Genomic DNA, 14,411 nt, shown 5'->3' on the forward strand with positions numbered 1-14,411 from the left:
CGAAAGTCCCTTGTGGTGCAAAGAGTTTCCAGAAGTGGATCAGCCGGGAGCAGTCCGGTGTCGGGCCGTAGGACCCCGGCCGAATCCGCCCACCGCAGGACCGCCTTCACCTCACCGGCCGAGAGAACCGGTACGGCCAGGTAGTGACTTGCCTGGCAGGCGCAGGTATAACTTGTTCTCATACGGCTAGAGTGAGGAAGATCACATGGCCCACACAATGAGGTGTGACAACGCTTCCAAAGGTCCGACTCGACGCACGTTCATTACTGGAACAGGTTCTATTCTGGGGGCGGTCGCCCTCGGTGGCCTGTCCGCACCGGCCCAAGCATCGATCGCCGATGCCGCCACCGTGCCCGCCCTCGTGATCGGCTCGGGTTACGCCGGCTGCGTGACCGCCCTGCGGCTCGCCCAGGCCGGTGTCGACGTGCACGTGGTGGAGCTGGGCATGGCCTGGGACACCCCCGGCGCGGACGGCAAGATCTTCGCCAACACCACGACCCCCGACCAGCGGTCGTTCTGGCTGCGCACCAGGACGAAACAGCCGCTGAGCAACTTCCTCGGCTTCCCGATCGACAAGGACATCCCGCGCTACACGGGCATCCTGGACGCGGAGGAGTTCGGTGGCATCACCGTCTACCAAGGCCGCGGCGTCGGCGGTGGGTCACTCGTCAACGGCGGCATGGCCGTCACGCCGCGGCGCGAGTTCTTCGGCGAGGTCCTGCCGACGGTCAACGCCGACGAGATGTACAACGTCTACTACCCGCGCGCCAACGCCGAGCTCGGCGTCACGCACATCGACCAGGCCTGGTTCGACGCCACCCCGGCCTACCAGTACGCGCGGGTCGGCCGGAAACACGCGCAGCGGTCCGGTTTCCCGTTCGTCTACGTGCCCAACGTGTACGACTGGAACTACATGAAGGCGGAGGAGGCCGGAACCGTCCCCAAGTCGGCGCTGGCCGGCGAGATCCTCTACGGCAACAACCACGGCAAGAAGTCCCTGCAGCAGACCTACCTGCCGAAGATCAGGGCGACCGGCCGGGTCACGATCTCCCCGCTGCACCGCGTCACCTCGGTCGTGCCGGCGTCCGGCGGCGGCTACACGGTCACGATGGAGCAGCTCAACACCACGGGCGCCACGATCGCGACCAAGGCGGTCACGGCGGCGAAGGTGTTCTTCGCGGCGGGCAGCGTCGGCACCAGCAAGCTGCTGGTGAAGCTCAAGTCCACCGGAGCGCTGCCGAACCTGAACGGCGAGGTCGGCCAGGGCTGGGGCGACAACGGCAACGTGATGGTCGGCCGCGCCAACCACATGTGGGACCCGACCGGCGCGCTGCAGTCGTCCATCCCGACCGCGGGCATCGACAACTGGGCGGCGGGCGGCGCGTTCGCCGAGGTGGCCCCGCTGCCGACGGGGATCGAGACGTACGCGTCGTTCTACCTGTCGATCACCAGGACGCCGAGCAGGGCCCAGTTCTCCTGGAACGCGGCCGCGGGCAAGGTCGACCTCAACTGGCAGACGGCGTGGAAGCAGACGTCCATCAACGCCGCCAAGACCATCTTCGACAAGATCAACGCGAAGGAGGGGACGATCTACCGGACCGACCTCTTCGGCGTCTACAAGACCTGGGGCGACCACCTCACGTACCACCCGCTCGGCGGCGCCGTGCTGAACAAGGCCACTGACAACTACGGGCGACTGCGCGGGTACAGCGGTCTGTACGTGATGGACGGTGCGCTGATTCCCGGCAACACCACCGTGAACCCGTTCGTGACCATCACCGCGCTGGCCGAGCGGAACATCGAGAAGATCATCGCCACGGATCTGTAGGTGGCTCAGAACTTCGGCAGCACGCATATCGCGTCGAGCCCGAGGACGTGGTTCAACCTGCCGAAGGCGAGCCAGGAACCGACGCACATGCTCAGCTCCGCGATCTCCACCTGGCTGTAGTGCGCGGTCATGCGAGACCAGAACTCGTCGTCGAGACCGTGGTGATCCAGTGCGTACCGCTCGGCGTACTCCGCGGCCAGCCTCGCGCGGTCGTCGAAGGCGTCGGTGGTGCGCCACTGGGTCACCGCGTCGAGGAAGCCCTCCTCGACCTTCTGGCCGTCCCGCTCGGTCCGCCAGTCCATGCAGAACATGCAGCCGTTGATCTGCGCGATCCGCAGCCGCGCCGCCTCGAACTCGCGCAGCCCGAGCGTCGTGTGCTGGTACACCGCCAGCGAGAAGTTCGCCGCGGCGACGCCGATGCCGGGCACCATCTCGCCCCACACGTACGCGATCGGGTCCTTGCCCTCCGGGATGTCGATGTTCATCGTGCGGTCCTTCCGAGCTTGCCGGCGGCGGGTCGCAGCGGGACGTCGAGCGCGTCGTAGAGGCCGGGTGCTGCTTCGACGAGCCAGTCGATCGAGTTCACCAGCCGGCCGACCGCGGTCGCGTTGCCGCCGGCGGACCGGTTCTCGCCCTCGTCGGTGGCCTCGACCGAGACCTCGATGCGCGGGCGGCCTTCGATGATCACCTTGTGCGCGCCGTCCCCGGACGGCGGCATCGGCCAGTCCGTCGCGCACGACGCGTGGATGCGCGTGACGTGCTCGATGACGATGAGCGGTTCGCCGCCGGCGATGCCCTGCACCTCGAACCGGATCGCGCCCTGCGTGCCCGCCTCGAACTCGCCCATGGTCCGCGTCGTCACCGTGGCGTCGAGCGCGCGCCGGTCGACCGTCTCGCGGATCTCGTCGATCTCCACGCCCAGCGCGCGGGCCATCAGCCGGATCTGCCCGCCCCAGACCATGGTCGGCACCGTCGGCATGAGCATCGGCGCCTGGTAGTCGAGCGGCTGGCCCATGCCGATCAGCCACCGCACGGCGTCGGGCTGGTCGTAGGTGGAGTAGTCGAAGATCTCCTGGCAGCGGATCGCGTCGATCTCGCTGCCCAGGCCGCTGACCAGCAACGGCAGCACGTCGTTGCCCCAGCCGGGGTCGACGCCCGAGACGAAGAGGGAACCGCCGCCCGCCGCGATGGCAGCTAGAACCGGTTCTCGTAACTCTGGCGGTGCGCTGCGGTGGTCGTAGAGCGCGTACAGCGAGGGCGTGACGACGACCGCGCCGGTCCTGATCACCTTGGTGATGTCGGCGAGGGCGTCGTCCGGGCGGATGTCGCCGGACGCCGCGTACACGACGGCACCAGGGCTCGCGGCCAGTGCCGCGTCGACGTCATTCGTCGCGGTGATCCCGAGTTCGACGTCGAGCCCGGCGAGTGCGCCCGCGTCCCGGCCGACCTTGTCGGGGTTGTGGACGACCACGGCCGCGAGCTTGAGCGCCGGATGGGCCTCGACGGCCCGGATCGCGGCGCGACCGACGTTTCCCGTGCCCCACACCACTGTGGCGATCATGTCGGAAGCATAACTAGAACACGTTTCAGTTGCATAGGCTTTCGGGGACCGGTTCCTCGAGCTCTGGCGCGCATGACAACCAAAATGGCGGGCACTCCCGTTCCATGGGTGTGTTGCTCGAAACCCGTCGCGAGGCGACCACCAAGACCCACTGGGTAGTGGTCGTGCTGCTCGCCCAGATGGCGTTTGCGCTGGTCACCGCCGCCGTCCAGCAGACGCCGACCATCGACGAGCCGGTCTACGTGGGCGCGGCGGTGGTTCAGCTCGAGCAGCACAGCCTGCGGTACAACCCGGAGCACCCGCCGCTCGGCAAGCTGATCATGGCGACCGGACTGGCCTTCGCGGACGTGCACCTCGATCCGTCGTTCGCGGGCGACCAGACCGAGCTCGGGCGGCACGTGCTGTACGAGTCGGGCAACGACCCGGCGCGGCTGTTGTTGCTGGCGCGCCTGCCGATGATCGTGCTCACGTTGCTGTTCGGGCTGGTCGTGTTCCTGTTCGCGCGCGACCTGGCCGGACCCGTTGCCGGGCTGGTGGCGCTCGCCTTGTACGCGTTCTCACCGGACGTGATCGCGCACGGGTCGTTGGCAACGCTCGACGTGCCTGCGGCCGGTTTCCTGCTCACTTCGGTGTGGCTCTTGTGGAGGGCCAGATCAAGCGTCTCCTACCTACCGCTTGCGGGACTTGCCCTCGGCGCCGCGGTTGCCACGAAGATGAGCGCGCTGGCCGCGGTTCCGGTGGCGTTGTTGCTGGTCGCGCTGTCCGTGCAACGCTCACGGGCGAAGGCGGCTGCCATCGTCGGGCTCACCGCGATCATCGTTGTGTGGGCGTCGTATGTCGTCGTGCAGCCGCTGGCGTTTCCGTCGTTGTACCTGCATGGCATGGGAATGCAGTTCGGCATGGAGAACCGGGTGTGGGGCGGCTTCCTGTTCGGCACGCACTACGAGGGTTCGCGCTGGTACTACTTGCCGGCCGCGCTGCTCGTGAAGACTCCACTCGGCGCGTTGGTCCTGTGGCTCGCCGGTGCGGTCGTGCTGGTGCGACGCATGCGTGCGGCGGCGCTCTACGTGCTCGCTCCCACGGCTGTTCTGCTGGTCACGGCGATGATGGGCAACCGCGACCTGGGCGTCCGGTACGCGATCTTCGTGCCCATGTTCCTGGCGGTCGCGGCTGGTTGCCTGGTCGTCGTTCGTCGACGGTGGGCGCACGTCGTGGTGGCGGTCCTCGTCGCGTTCGTCGCCGTCAGTTCATTGCGGACGTTTCCTTACTACCTGCCGTACTCCAACGAGGCGTTCGGTGGGCCGGCGAGGACGCACCAGCACCTGCACGACTCGAACGTCGACTGGGGACAGGATCTCGGACGGCTGGCGGACCGGCTGCGAGAACGCCATCCGGGCGAACGGATCTGGCTCGTCTACAAGGGAGCGGGCGTGCCGGAGTACTACGGCATCAAGGCCGCTGACCCGCGCGTGGTGCCGCCGGGTGACGTGCGCGGGCTGCTCGTCGTGTCGGACACCGCCATCGCGAAGGCCGACGACCGGCTGGCGGCGTTGCTCGCGTCCAGCACGCCGATCGACGAGGTCGGCCACTCCATCACGATCTTCCGCCGCTGACAGCGACTGCCAGCCGATGGCAGCGCCGTGTGCGTCCCTTGCCAGCGGACCACTCCAGTCTTGCGATCATGCACAGTCCAGTCACGATCATCGGCGCCGGGCTCGGCGGTCTCACCCTCGCCCGCGTGCTGCACGTCCACGGCATCGACGCCACCGTCTACGAGGCGGAGTCGTCCCCGCAGGCCCGGCTGCAGGGCGGCATGCTCGACATCCACGACTACAACGGTCAGCTCGCCGTCGAGGCCGCCGGCCTGATGAACGAGTTCCGCGGCCTGGTCCTCGAAGGCCGGGAGGCGCTGCGCATCGTCGGCAGCGACGGCACCGTCCTGTTCGACAAGGCCGACGACGGCACCGGCGGACGTCCCGAGATCCAGCGCGGCGACCTGCGCCAGATGCTGCTCGACTCACTCCCGCCCGGAACGGTCCGTTGGGGTCACAAGGTGAGCCGTGCACGCACGATCGCCGAAGGCCTGCACGAGGTGGAGTTCACCAACGGCGCGAGGACCGTCACGAGCCTGCTGGTCGGCGCGGACGGCACGTGGTCGCGGATCCGGCCGCTGCTGACAGCAGCCACACCCGAGTACGCGGGCACGTCGTTCGTCGAGACCTACCTGTTCGACGCCGACACCCGCCATCCCGCCGCCGCGAAGGCGGTCGGTGGCGGCATGATGATCGTCTCGGCGCCGGGCAAGGGGATCACCGCCCACCGGGAGGCCGGCGACACCCTGCACGCCTACCTGGTCTTCAACGAACCCCTGGAGTGGTTCGCCTCGATCGACGTCACCGACCCCGCAGCCGTCGCGCGGGAGTTCGCCGGCTGGGCTCCCGAGCTCCTGGAGCTGATCAGCGACAGCGACACGACGCCGGTCCTGCGGTCGCACTACGCGTTGCCGCTCGGACTTCGGTGGGAGCGCGTGCCGGGCGTGACGCTGGTCGGCGACGCCGCGCACGTCAAGGCGCCGGACGGGGAAGGCGCGAACCACGCCATGTTGGACGGTGCGGAGCTCGCGCAGGCCCTGGCCAGGCATGCCGACGTCGAAGCCGCTCTCGCCGACTACGAGCAGGCCATGTTCACCCGCATGGAAACGCCGATGGAGGACGAGGCGCTGCTGAAGAGCCTGTTCGGGGAGGACGCTCCGCAGGCCGTGCTCGACATGGTCAACGAGCAGCGCTGACTCACCTCGGCTGCACCAGTCCGTTCACGTGCGCGTAGGCAACCGCGTGCACGCGATCCCGCAGTCCCAGCTTGGCGAGCACGCGCGAGACGTGCGTCTTCACGGTCTCGTCGCCGACGTGCAGCTGGGCCGCGATCTCCGCGTTGCTGTACGCGGCCGCCACCAACTGCAGCACCTCGCGTTCACGCGCGGTCAGCAGCTCGAGCTCCGGTGGCATCGGGGGAGGGGCGAGGCTCACGGCGAACCGCGCGATCAGCCGTTGCGTCACGGACGGGTCGATCAGCGCGTCGCCGCGGGCCGCCACCCGCACCGCGGAGATCAGTTCCTCCGGCGGCAGGGACTTCAGCAGGAAGCCGCTGGCACCGGCGTTCAGCGCGCGGTAGACGTACTCGTCGCTGTCGTAGGTCGTCAGCAGCAGGACCTTGGTGCGGTTCGCGGGGTCGGCGAGGATCATCTCGGTCGCGCCGAGGCCGTCCAGCTTGGGCATGCGGATGTCGAGCACGGCGACGTCCGGGCGCAGTCGTGCGACCTCGGCCACGGCGGCGCGGCCGTCGGCGACCTCGGCCACGCACCGGAGGTCGGCCTGCGTCTCGAAGATCGCGCGCATGCCGGACCGCAGCATCGCGTGGTCGTCGGCCACCAGCACCGTCAGCGTCATGACACCTCCAGCGGGAACTTGACGACGGTGCGCCAGGTCCGCCCGTCCGGTTCGAGGCCGGACCGGGTCGTCCCCGCGAACATGCCCGCGCGGTTGCGGATGCCGACCAGGCCGCGACGCACCGCACCGGAGTGGCCGTTGCCGGCGCCCGTCGTGTTGGCCGCGGTGATCGTGAGCGAGTCCGGCGCGTACTCCAGGGTCACCGTCACGCCGGACGCGTCGCCGTGCCGCAGGGCGTTGGTCAGCATTTCCTGGATGATCCGGTAGATCGTGATGTCCAACGACTCCGGCACGTCGCGTTGTTGCCCGCGCACTTCCAGCCGTGCGGGAGTGCCGGCCGCGCGCACGCCGTCGAAGAGCTCGTCGAGGTTGTCCAGGCCCGGTTGTCGGGCGCCCTCGGACTTGTCGCCGTGCAGCAGGTCGAGCAGGTGCCGCAGGTCGACCATCGCCGCGCGGCTGGACGTCTCGACCGATCGCAGCGAGGTGGCGAGTTTGGCGTCTCCGCCCGGAAGGCTCAGCCGGGCGGCTCCGGCGTGCAGGCCGATCGCGCTCACGTGGTGCACGATCACGTCGTGCAGGTCGCGGGCGATCGCGCTGCGCTCCTCGGTGATCGCCTTGGTGACCGCGGCCTTGGCGTCCGCCTTCTCGATCTCGGAACGCTTCTCCAGCTCGGCGAGGTAGGAGCGGCGGGCGGTGGTGTACCGGCCGACGAGCCACGGCAAGACGGCGATCTTGGCCACCACGAGCAACGACCGCACCAGGTCGTCGCTCATCACGAACGCACAGGTGAACCCGCTCGCCGCGAGCACACCGAGTGAGGCCCACGCGGGCATGCCGCGCAGCCACGCCCCGGCGCGGTAACCGGCGATCAGCAGGCCCGCCTCGTTGGCGTAGATCCGGCCGTCCGTGGTGACGAGCAGGATCAGCGGGACCGCCGCCTGCACCGCCGCGACCCAGCCGGACAGCCTGGCCGGGCCGGCCAGCATCGCGTTCACCGCCAGGGTGATCGTCAGGACGATCGCGGTCTGCCCCGGCGGACAGCGGGAGAACAGCACGAAGCCGCCGTCCGCGACCATGCACGTGGCCGCGACCAGCCACGACTGGTGCTTCAGTGACAGCTTGATCGGGTACATCGTTCGAGAATCTTGCCGTATCGCAACCCTGAGCACGTCCGTCTTGACAGGGGTCGGACGTCCCCCGCGCGGGGGACCCGATTTCCGTCTGCGCAGTGACGCGTCGGCGGGGCCATGATCGCTACCTTCGGTCACGATGAAGCGAAGTGGTGCGATCTTGCTGCTCGTGCTGGGGGCGATCCTCGGGATCGTGGCACCGGCGCTGGCCGACGGTGCCCAGGCCGGGGCGGACATCCACGTGGCGCAGACCCTCGGGGACCGCGACCTCACGGTGATCATCCGGCGGGTCGCGGAGGTGCCCGGCCCGGTGCACGTCGACGTGGTGACGCACGCCGGTTCGCCGCCGGGTGAGATCACCCTGACGGCACGCGCTGCCGGTGCTGCCACCAGTTCGGCCAAGGTCGTGCTCGGTGACAAGGCCGGCTTCTACTCGGGTGTCGTGCGGGTGGACCGGGGCGGGCCGTGGGAGCTGGCCGTCGACGAGGCGACGATTCCGTTCGTCGTTCCGGCGCTCGTGCCGTCGCCCTGGGAGAACGCGACGTACGGCGGGTTCATCGCCGCCGGGGTGTTGTTGTTCGTCGCGCTGCTGTTCGCGGTGTCCGGCAGGCCCGGTCTCGCGCTCGTGCCCACCGCGGGCGTGGTCGCGGCGGTGGCCGTCGCGGCGACGGCGGCGTTGCTGTCGCCGAGCATTCCCCCGGTCGCGGCGCCGGGGACGCAGCTCGACCCGACGTTCGACAACGTGAACGACCCGTACCAGCGAACATCCACAGTGGACTTTTCGCGGCCGCCGGTGAACCTGGTGCCGAGCATGCGCGGCGAGGACCTCGTGCTCAGCCTGACGGACGGGTCGTCCGGCCGCCCGGTGGACGACCTGCTGGTGCACGACAGCGCGTTCATCCACCTCGTGGTCGTGTCGCCGGCCGGGAACCTCCGCCACCTGCACCCGATCCGCACGGCGCCCGGTGAGTACCGCGCCCGCCTGCAAGCTCCCGAACAGGGCACGCACGCGATCGCCGCGGAGATCGCCAGACGCGGCGGGGGAGTGCAGCTGCTGCGGTCCAGCGTCGACGTGTCCGGTGTTGCCGCCAAGCCGAACGACGGAACAGCCGGTCTGGTCAAGGAGATCCGGGAGGTGGGCAGGCCGAGCACGATCACCGCGGACTTGGGGAAGCGCGATCTGCAGCCGTGGCTGGGCATGCTCGGGCACATGATCGTCGTCGGCCCGGTCACCGACGGCCCGGTGAACGCGCCGATCTGGGCGCACGTGCACTCGATGATCCCGCCGACGCCGGGCCTGCCCGACCAGCCGGACGAGAGCGTTGCCGCGTACGGGCCGAAGGTGCCGTTCACCTACTCGTTCCCGTTGCCGGGCAAGTACCTCGTGTGGATCCAGGTGGAACGGGACTACTCGGTCGTCACCGTGCCCACGGTTGTCGAAGTGCCGGTGAAGGGGGTGGCCGGGAAGTGAAGCGGTATGTGCTGGGCGCCTTGGCGGGCGTGATCGCGATCACCGGCGCGTTGGTCGTGCTGTGGCCCCGAACCGTTGAGGCACAACCACATCTGGCCGAGAGCGCGCAGCTGAGGTTCGTGCTCACGCCCGCGAGCACCAAGAGCGGCGTCAACGCGTTCGACCTGCGGATCACCGACCGCGAGGGCAACCCCGCGCCGGGCGACGAGGTGGTCGTCGAACCGGCGATGCCGCAGATGGGCCACGCGATCGCCCCGCTCACCGCGGGACCGCTGGAACCAGGCCACTACCGGGTCGGCGACGTCGGCCTCTTCATGGCCGGGCAATGGGAAATCACCGTGTCACTCAGTGCGGAGCGGGTGGTCATCCCGCTGCTGCTCACCTGAAGGGGGAGGATGATCAGTGGACATCACGGCGGTCGCACCGGCCACCAGGACGGTGCCGAGGGGGTTGGTCCCGGCGGGCTTCGTGCTCGGCGGCACCCTGATCTCGCTCATCGGCCTGACCTGGGACATCCAATGGCACTCTGACGTCGGGCCGGACACGTTCTTCACCCTGCCGCACCTGTTCCTGTACGCGGGCAGCGCGTTCTCGGGCCTCGCGAGCCTCGTCGTCGTGCTGATGACGACGGCGAACGCCAAGCGCGACAAGGACGTCGACCCGATCGTCGGCGGCCGCGCGGTCGGCGTCTTCGGGCGCACGTTCGCCGCGCCCGTCGGCTACCTGATCTCCGGCACCGGCGCCGCGCTGTTCCTCGTGTACGGCCTGTGGGACCAGTGGTGGCACGGCCTGTACGGGTTCGACGCGGTGATCGACTCGCCCCCGCACATCGGGCTGCTGCTGTCGATCTCGATCACGATGGTCGGCGCGGTCATGGTCTTCGCGGTGGCGCGCGACCAGCGCTGGGGAACCTACGGCGTGATCATCGCCGCCGCCGCGCTGCTCGTGTTCAGCATGGTGACCTCACTCGGCCTGCGCGCGGTGCCGGGCGCGTTGTTCAACCCGGTCTCCGTGGGCACCGCGTTCTTCTCGGTGATGATCCTGTTCATGGCCGCCCACGCGCTGAGCCGGCGCGGCGGCGCATTCGCCGTCGGTGTGGCGGTCGCGGTGCTGCAGGCCGTGTTCTGGTGGTTCTCCCCGTGGGCAGCCGAGGTCTACGCGAACGCCATCGGACTGCCCCTGCGCGACTACACCGACGGCATCCCCGGCATGCCCAACATGATCCCGATGTGCCTGGTGCTGGTTGCGGTGGTCGTCGAACTGCTGCACAAGGTGCCCGCGTGGATCCCCGGTGCGGTCGGCGGCGCGATGATCGCCGTGTGCGCGCCGCTGCAGCGCGTTCTCACGTACGGCGGTCCCTTCCCGATCAACGCCAGGTACCTCACCACCATCGTCCTCGCCGCCGCCTTCGGCGCACTCGCCGCCGTGCTCGGCCGCCGGTTCGGCCACATGTTGCGCCACCTCGCACCAGCAAAGGAAAACAGCCATGCGTAAGACGTTGCTGGGCCTGCTGGGCACGCTCGCGCTGCTGCTCGGCGTCGCCACCCCGGCGCTGGCCTTCGAGCCGGTGAACGTCGTCCACACCGAGAAAGTGCAGGCGGGGCCCTACGACCTGACCGTCGGCTTCAGCACGTGGCCGGTGAAAGCCATGCAGTCACTGGACTTCACCTTCGTGCCGGAGGACGGCATCGACGGCAAGAAGGGCACCCTGACGCTGTTGTACGGCCAGGAGGAGATGGACGACTCGCCGCTGGCCCGCCATCCGCGCAAGCGCGAGGTCTGGGGCCTGGACATCTACGCGCTGCCCGAGCCGGGCACGTGGACGTTGAAGTTCGACGTCGACGGACCGGCCGGGCGCGCTTCCGGTGAGCTGAAGAACCTCCAGGTGATGGAGCAGCCGGGGCCGCCGATGGGCCTGTCGTGGGCCATCAGCACGATCCCGTTGTTCGGATTGATCACGTTCATCGTGATCGCGTGGCGGCGGACGCGAACCCCATAGGGTCTGTGTCGAGGTCCGAGGCCGCGATAGCCGAGCCTGAGGCGGCCCCTGGCGGCACGGCCGAACGACCCACATACAACACCGGTATGAGCGCCGTTCGGCCGCACCACCAGGAACCACCTCAGGCGCGACTCTCATCGACCCCGGACCTCGACACAGACCCTGGCGCGAACTGATCACGACCGGCATGGTGGCGGCCAGGAGAATGGGGACTCCAAGGGGGAATTCTGGTGCGTCGCAAAACCTTGTTCCGTCGTGCGCTCATCGCGTTGACCGCGACGACGGTCGTGACCGCTCTGCTCGCACCCGCGGCGTCGGCCGCCGCGGACTGCACGTGGCAGCTGGAGCACCTGCCCGTCCAGGACGGCATGAGCTGGAGCAACCTCCGGATCACCGGCGTGGACGGGCAGGGCAACGTCTCGGGCTTCCACATCCCGAGCCAGAAGGACCACGTGCTCGCGCGGTGGACCGCCGCCGGCGTGGAGCTCGTGCCGCGACCGGACGGCATCACGAAGTTCGTCACCGTGGCGGGGAACGCCTCGGGGGTGGTCGTCGCCTATGCAGACCGAGCGGACGGCAGCCTGGCGGTGCTGACCCACGCACCCGGTGTGGGCTATCGCGAGCTGCCGGCGCCGGCCGGCTACGAGGTCTGGATCGTCGACGACATCAACGACCGCGGTGACGTGCTCGGCCGGGCACGGCGGCCCGGCTCGTTCGAGTCGAGCGCGGTGGTGTGGCGTGCGGACGGCAGTGCGCCGGAGATCGTCGCACCGGCCCAGGTGCGGTTCCTGCGTGCGATCGCGCTGGGCGAGGACGGTGCCGTGCTGCTCAACTCGTCCGCGGGGGCGTGGTTGTGGCGCGCCGGAGCGCTCACCAAGGTGCCGAGTCCTGACTCCGCAGCGGACCCGCGTGCCCTGGCCAGGGACGGCGTGATCTTCGCGAGCTCCCGCGGTTCGTGGAAGTGGTACGAGGCGACGGGCGTGGTGGAGGCGTTCTCCGCCCCCGGCGTGATCGAGTCGGTGAACGAGGACGGGCTCGCCGTCGGCCACCTCGACGACGGGAACCGCACCCCGGCCGTGTGGCAGGGCACCAAGTTCCTGAGCACGTTGCCGTTGGACGCGGCGTCGGGCCGTGGTGACGTCGTCGGCGAGGGTGGTGTGATCGCCGGGTACGCCGGGACCAAGGTGGTGCGCTGGCTCTGCCGTTAGGGGACGAGCACGATCCTGCCGTGCCCTTGGCGGTTCCAGGCTTCGGTGACGTCCGCCAGGGGCACCACCTCGTGGTCGACGCTCAGCTGACCCTGCGCGGCGAGGTGGGCGATGGTCGAGATGGCCTCCGCTCGTTGCTGCGTGCTGAGCTCGTTGTTGGTGTAGCCGGACAACTTGAGTGAACGGCTGCGCAAGGTCGACGACGTGATCGGGCAGGTTTCGCCCGCCGAGCCGCCGAGGTTCACCCATCGTCCGCCTGGCCGCAGTGCCTGGGCGGCTGCGGCGGCAGGCGGTCCGAACAACGGGTCCAGCAGCAGGTCTGCGCTTTCGCCGCGGAACTGCTCGGCGAGATCGTCGGCGTCCAGTGCGAGCACGGCGTCGGCACCTGCTCGCACGGCGCGTTCGCGGCCTTTCGCGGACCGTGCCGCGGCGACCACACGTCCGGCACCGGCCGCTCGGGCGAGCTGGATCGCGGCCTGCCCGACGGCGCCGCAGCCGAGCACGATCACGCACTCGTCCGGCTTCAGCTCGCCGCGCCACGTCAGCGCCATGTGCGCGGCGACGGCGGACAGGCCGAGCGCGGCCATGGCGACCGGTGGCACGTCGTCCGGCAGGAAGACCAGATCCTCCTGCCGCACCAACGCTTTCTCCGCCATGCTGCCGTTGCCCGCGGCCATGCCCGCGGAGGTGGGGAACCACACCGCGCGCCCGCCGACCGTGCCGATCCCCTGCACGCCTGGGATGTACGGCGTCGCGGGGGCGCCGAAGTACGAGGTTCCGCTCGCGCACAACAGGTCGAGCGGTGTGATCGGGGCGGCGAGCACGTCGACGACCACGTGGTCCGGTTGAACGACCGGCTTGTCCCGGTCGGCAGTCGAGGGCGGCTCGCCGAGCTGCGTGATCAGTGCGGCGCGCATGGCTGCAACACGAAGTCGTAGCGGGCCTCGAGCCACGGGACCTCGCACGTCCCGCCGTCCGGGGCGAGGCCGGGCTCGTGCGGTGCGAAGTCGACGACCAGTTCCTGCTTGGTGCCGAACACGACGTCGCTGTCGAGGTACTCGGCGCCTTCCTCGAACAGGTGCGTGATCAGCGGTTCGTGTCCGGCCGCGGTGACCAGGAAGTGCACGTGCGCCGGCCGGAAGTGGCTGATCTCGGTCTGGCCGATCAACGCGCCGACCGGGCCGTCCATCGGAATCGAGTAACCCTTCGGTGCGATCGTGCGCACGCAGTACGAGCCGTCCTCGCGTGCCTGGTACTTCGCACGGAGCCGTGCCTCGTCGACCTCCAGTTGAGCCTCGTAGGCGCCGTCGGCGTCGGCCTGCCAGACGTCGAGCACGGCGGGCACCGGCGTGCCGTCGAGCGAGCGGACGGTTCCGGTGATGTACAACGGAGTTCCCGCGACGCCGTCGGACATGTCACCGCCGAACCCGAGCTCGGGCGAGCCGTCGATGTGGAACGGGCCGAGCACGGTTGCGGGCGTCGCGCTCGGGTCGAAGCGGTGGTTCATCTGCACGACCAGCATGCTCAGCCCGAGCACGTCCGACGCCAGGATGAACTCCTCGCGCTTGTCGTCGCTGATCTGCCCGGTCGCGGTGAGCCACCCGATCGCGGCCATCCACTCGTCCTCGGTGAGCCGGACCTCGCGCGCGAAGTCGTGCAGGTGCCGCACGAGCGCGGTGACGAGCTGGGCGGTGCGCGGGTCCTTCGCGGTCGCCCAGCGCTGTTGCGCCAGCTCGGTGATGTTGTCCTCGGTGACCAGCTGCATGGC

The 14,411-nt window shown here is 69.4% G+C and carries 14 protein-coding genes; 8 read left to right on the plus strand and 6 right to left on the minus strand.

Features of this window, described 5'->3' with window-relative positions; translation table 11 throughout:
- The first annotated feature begins 349 nt into the window (after positions 1-349).
- Positions 350-1,828, plus strand: a complete 1,479-nt coding sequence (locus tag DI276_RS41550; RefSeq protein ID WP_456298527.1) for an FAD-dependent oxidoreductase — start codon at positions 350-352, stop codon at positions 1,826-1,828.
- A gap of 5 nt (positions 1,829-1,833) precedes the next feature.
- Here DI276_RS41550 and DI276_RS41555 read toward each other — a convergent pair whose 3' ends face one another.
- Positions 1,834-2,313, minus strand: a complete 480-nt coding sequence (locus tag DI276_RS41555; RefSeq protein WP_112274272.1) for a carboxymuconolactone decarboxylase family protein — start codon at positions 2,311-2,313, stop codon at positions 1,834-1,836.
- Positions 2,310-3,389: an NAD(P)H-dependent amine dehydrogenase family protein gene (locus DI276_RS41560; RefSeq protein ID WP_112274274.1), complete on the minus strand. Its 1,080-nt coding sequence runs from the start codon at positions 3,387-3,389 to the stop codon at positions 2,310-2,312. The genes DI276_RS41555 and DI276_RS41560 overlap by 4 nt, the downstream gene beginning before the upstream one ends.
- 104 nt (positions 3,390-3,493) lie before the next feature.
- Between DI276_RS41560 and DI276_RS41565 the strand changes: the two genes are divergently transcribed.
- Positions 3,494-5,002: a phospholipid carrier-dependent glycosyltransferase gene (locus DI276_RS41565; RefSeq protein ID WP_112274276.1), complete on the plus strand. Its 1,509-nt coding sequence runs from the start codon at positions 3,494-3,496 to the stop codon at positions 5,000-5,002.
- 68 nt (positions 5,003-5,070) lie between these two features.
- The gene (locus DI276_RS41570) at positions 5,071-6,177 is read left to right on the plus strand and encodes an FAD-dependent oxidoreductase (protein WP_112274278.1); all 1,107 of its coding nucleotides are present in this window, start codon (positions 5,071-5,073) and stop codon (positions 6,175-6,177) included.
- Between the two features lies 1 nt (position 6,178).
- On the opposite strand, the gene DI276_RS41575 is transcribed toward DI276_RS41570, so the two are convergent.
- Positions 6,179-6,835 carry a response regulator gene (locus DI276_RS41575; RefSeq protein WP_112274280.1) on the minus strand — a complete coding sequence of 219 codons (657 nt, stop codon included), beginning with the start codon at positions 6,833-6,835 and terminating at the stop codon, positions 6,179-6,181.
- Positions 6,832-7,968, minus strand: a complete 1,137-nt coding sequence (locus DI276_RS41580; RefSeq protein WP_112274282.1) for a sensor histidine kinase — start codon at positions 7,966-7,968, stop codon at positions 6,832-6,834. The genes DI276_RS41575 and DI276_RS41580 overlap by 4 nt, the downstream gene beginning before the upstream one ends.
- A gap of 136 nt (positions 7,969-8,104) precedes the next feature.
- Between DI276_RS41580 and DI276_RS41585 the strand changes: the two genes are divergently transcribed.
- The 5 genes from DI276_RS41585 to DI276_RS41605 all read left to right on the plus strand — a co-directional run bounded on the left by DI276_RS41585 (position 8,105) and on the right by DI276_RS41605 (position 12,643).
- Entirely contained in the window at positions 8,105-9,436 is a 1,332-nt protein-coding gene (locus DI276_RS41585) for a hypothetical protein (protein ID WP_198681239.1), read from the plus strand.
- The gene (locus DI276_RS41590) at positions 9,433-9,822 is read left to right on the plus strand and encodes a FixH family protein (RefSeq protein ID WP_112274284.1); all 390 of its coding nucleotides are present in this window, start codon (positions 9,433-9,435) and stop codon (positions 9,820-9,822) included. Before DI276_RS41585 ends, DI276_RS41590 begins: the two co-directional genes overlap by 4 nt.
- 16 nt (positions 9,823-9,838) lie before the next feature.
- Positions 9,839-10,930 carry a hypothetical protein gene (locus tag DI276_RS41595; RefSeq protein ID WP_232837282.1) on the plus strand — a complete coding sequence of 364 codons (1,092 nt, stop codon included), beginning with the start codon at positions 9,839-9,841 and terminating at the stop codon, positions 10,928-10,930.
- The gene (locus tag DI276_RS41600) at positions 10,923-11,435 is read left to right on the plus strand and encodes a hypothetical protein (RefSeq protein ID WP_112274286.1); all 513 of its coding nucleotides are present in this window, start codon (positions 10,923-10,925) and stop codon (positions 11,433-11,435) included. The genes DI276_RS41595 and DI276_RS41600 overlap by 8 nt, the downstream gene beginning before the upstream one ends.
- 230 nt (positions 11,436-11,665) lie before the next feature.
- Positions 11,666-12,643, plus strand: a complete 978-nt coding sequence (locus DI276_RS41605; RefSeq protein WP_112274289.1) for a hypothetical protein — start codon at positions 11,666-11,668, stop codon at positions 12,641-12,643.
- Here DI276_RS41605 and DI276_RS41610 read toward each other — a convergent pair.
- Both DI276_RS41610 and DI276_RS41615 read right to left on the minus strand, forming a co-directional pair.
- On the minus strand, positions 12,640-13,560 hold the full coding sequence (locus DI276_RS41610; protein ID WP_112274291.1) for a quinone oxidoreductase family protein: 921 nt from the start codon (positions 13,558-13,560) through the stop codon (positions 12,640-12,642). The genes DI276_RS41605 and DI276_RS41610 overlap by 4 nt on opposite strands.
- Positions 13,545-14,408, minus strand: coding sequence for a dioxygenase family protein (locus tag DI276_RS41615; RefSeq protein ID WP_112274293.1), 864 nt, complete (start codon positions 14,406-14,408; stop codon positions 13,545-13,547). The genes DI276_RS41610 and DI276_RS41615 overlap by 16 nt, the downstream gene beginning before the upstream one ends.
- Between the last annotated feature and the right edge of the window lie 3 nt (positions 14,409-14,411).

The organism is Lentzea terrae, from assembly GCF_003265345.1.
Classification (GTDB): domain Bacteria; phylum Actinomycetota; class Actinomycetes; order Mycobacteriales; family Pseudonocardiaceae; genus Lentzea; species Lentzea terrae.

Coding starts and splice junctions, on each gene's coding strand:
- DI276_RS41575 (WP_112274280.1), bottom strand. CDS start 6,835: ATGACGCTGACGGTGCTGGTGGCCGACGACCACGCGATGCTGCGGTCC.
- DI276_RS41585 (WP_198681239.1), top strand. CDS start 8,105: ATGAAGCGAAGTGGTGCGATCTTGCTGCTCGTGCTGGGGGCGATCCTC.
- DI276_RS41615 (WP_112274293.1), bottom strand. CDS start 14,408: ATGCAGCTGGTCACCGAGGACAACATCACCGAGCTGGCGCAACAGCGC.
- DI276_RS41600 (WP_112274286.1), top strand. CDS start 10,923: ATGCGTAAGACGTTGCTGGGCCTGCTGGGCACGCTCGCGCTGCTGCTC.
- DI276_RS41555 (WP_112274272.1), bottom strand. CDS start 2,313: ATGAACATCGACATCCCGGAGGGCAAGGACCCGATCGCGTACGTGTGG.
- DI276_RS41610 (WP_112274291.1), bottom strand. CDS start 13,560: ATGCGCGCCGCACTGATCACGCAGCTCGGCGAGCCGCCCTCGACTGCC.
- DI276_RS41565 (WP_112274276.1), top strand. CDS start 3,494: ATGGGTGTGTTGCTCGAAACCCGTCGCGAGGCGACCACCAAGACCCAC.
- DI276_RS41580 (WP_112274282.1), bottom strand. CDS start 7,968: ATGTACCCGATCAAGCTGTCACTGAAGCACCAGTCGTGGCTGGTCGCG.
- DI276_RS41570 (WP_112274278.1), top strand. CDS start 5,071: ATGCACAGTCCAGTCACGATCATCGGCGCCGGGCTCGGCGGTCTCACC.
- DI276_RS41560 (WP_112274274.1), bottom strand. CDS start 3,389: ATGATCGCCACAGTGGTGTGGGGCACGGGAAACGTCGGTCGCGCCGCG.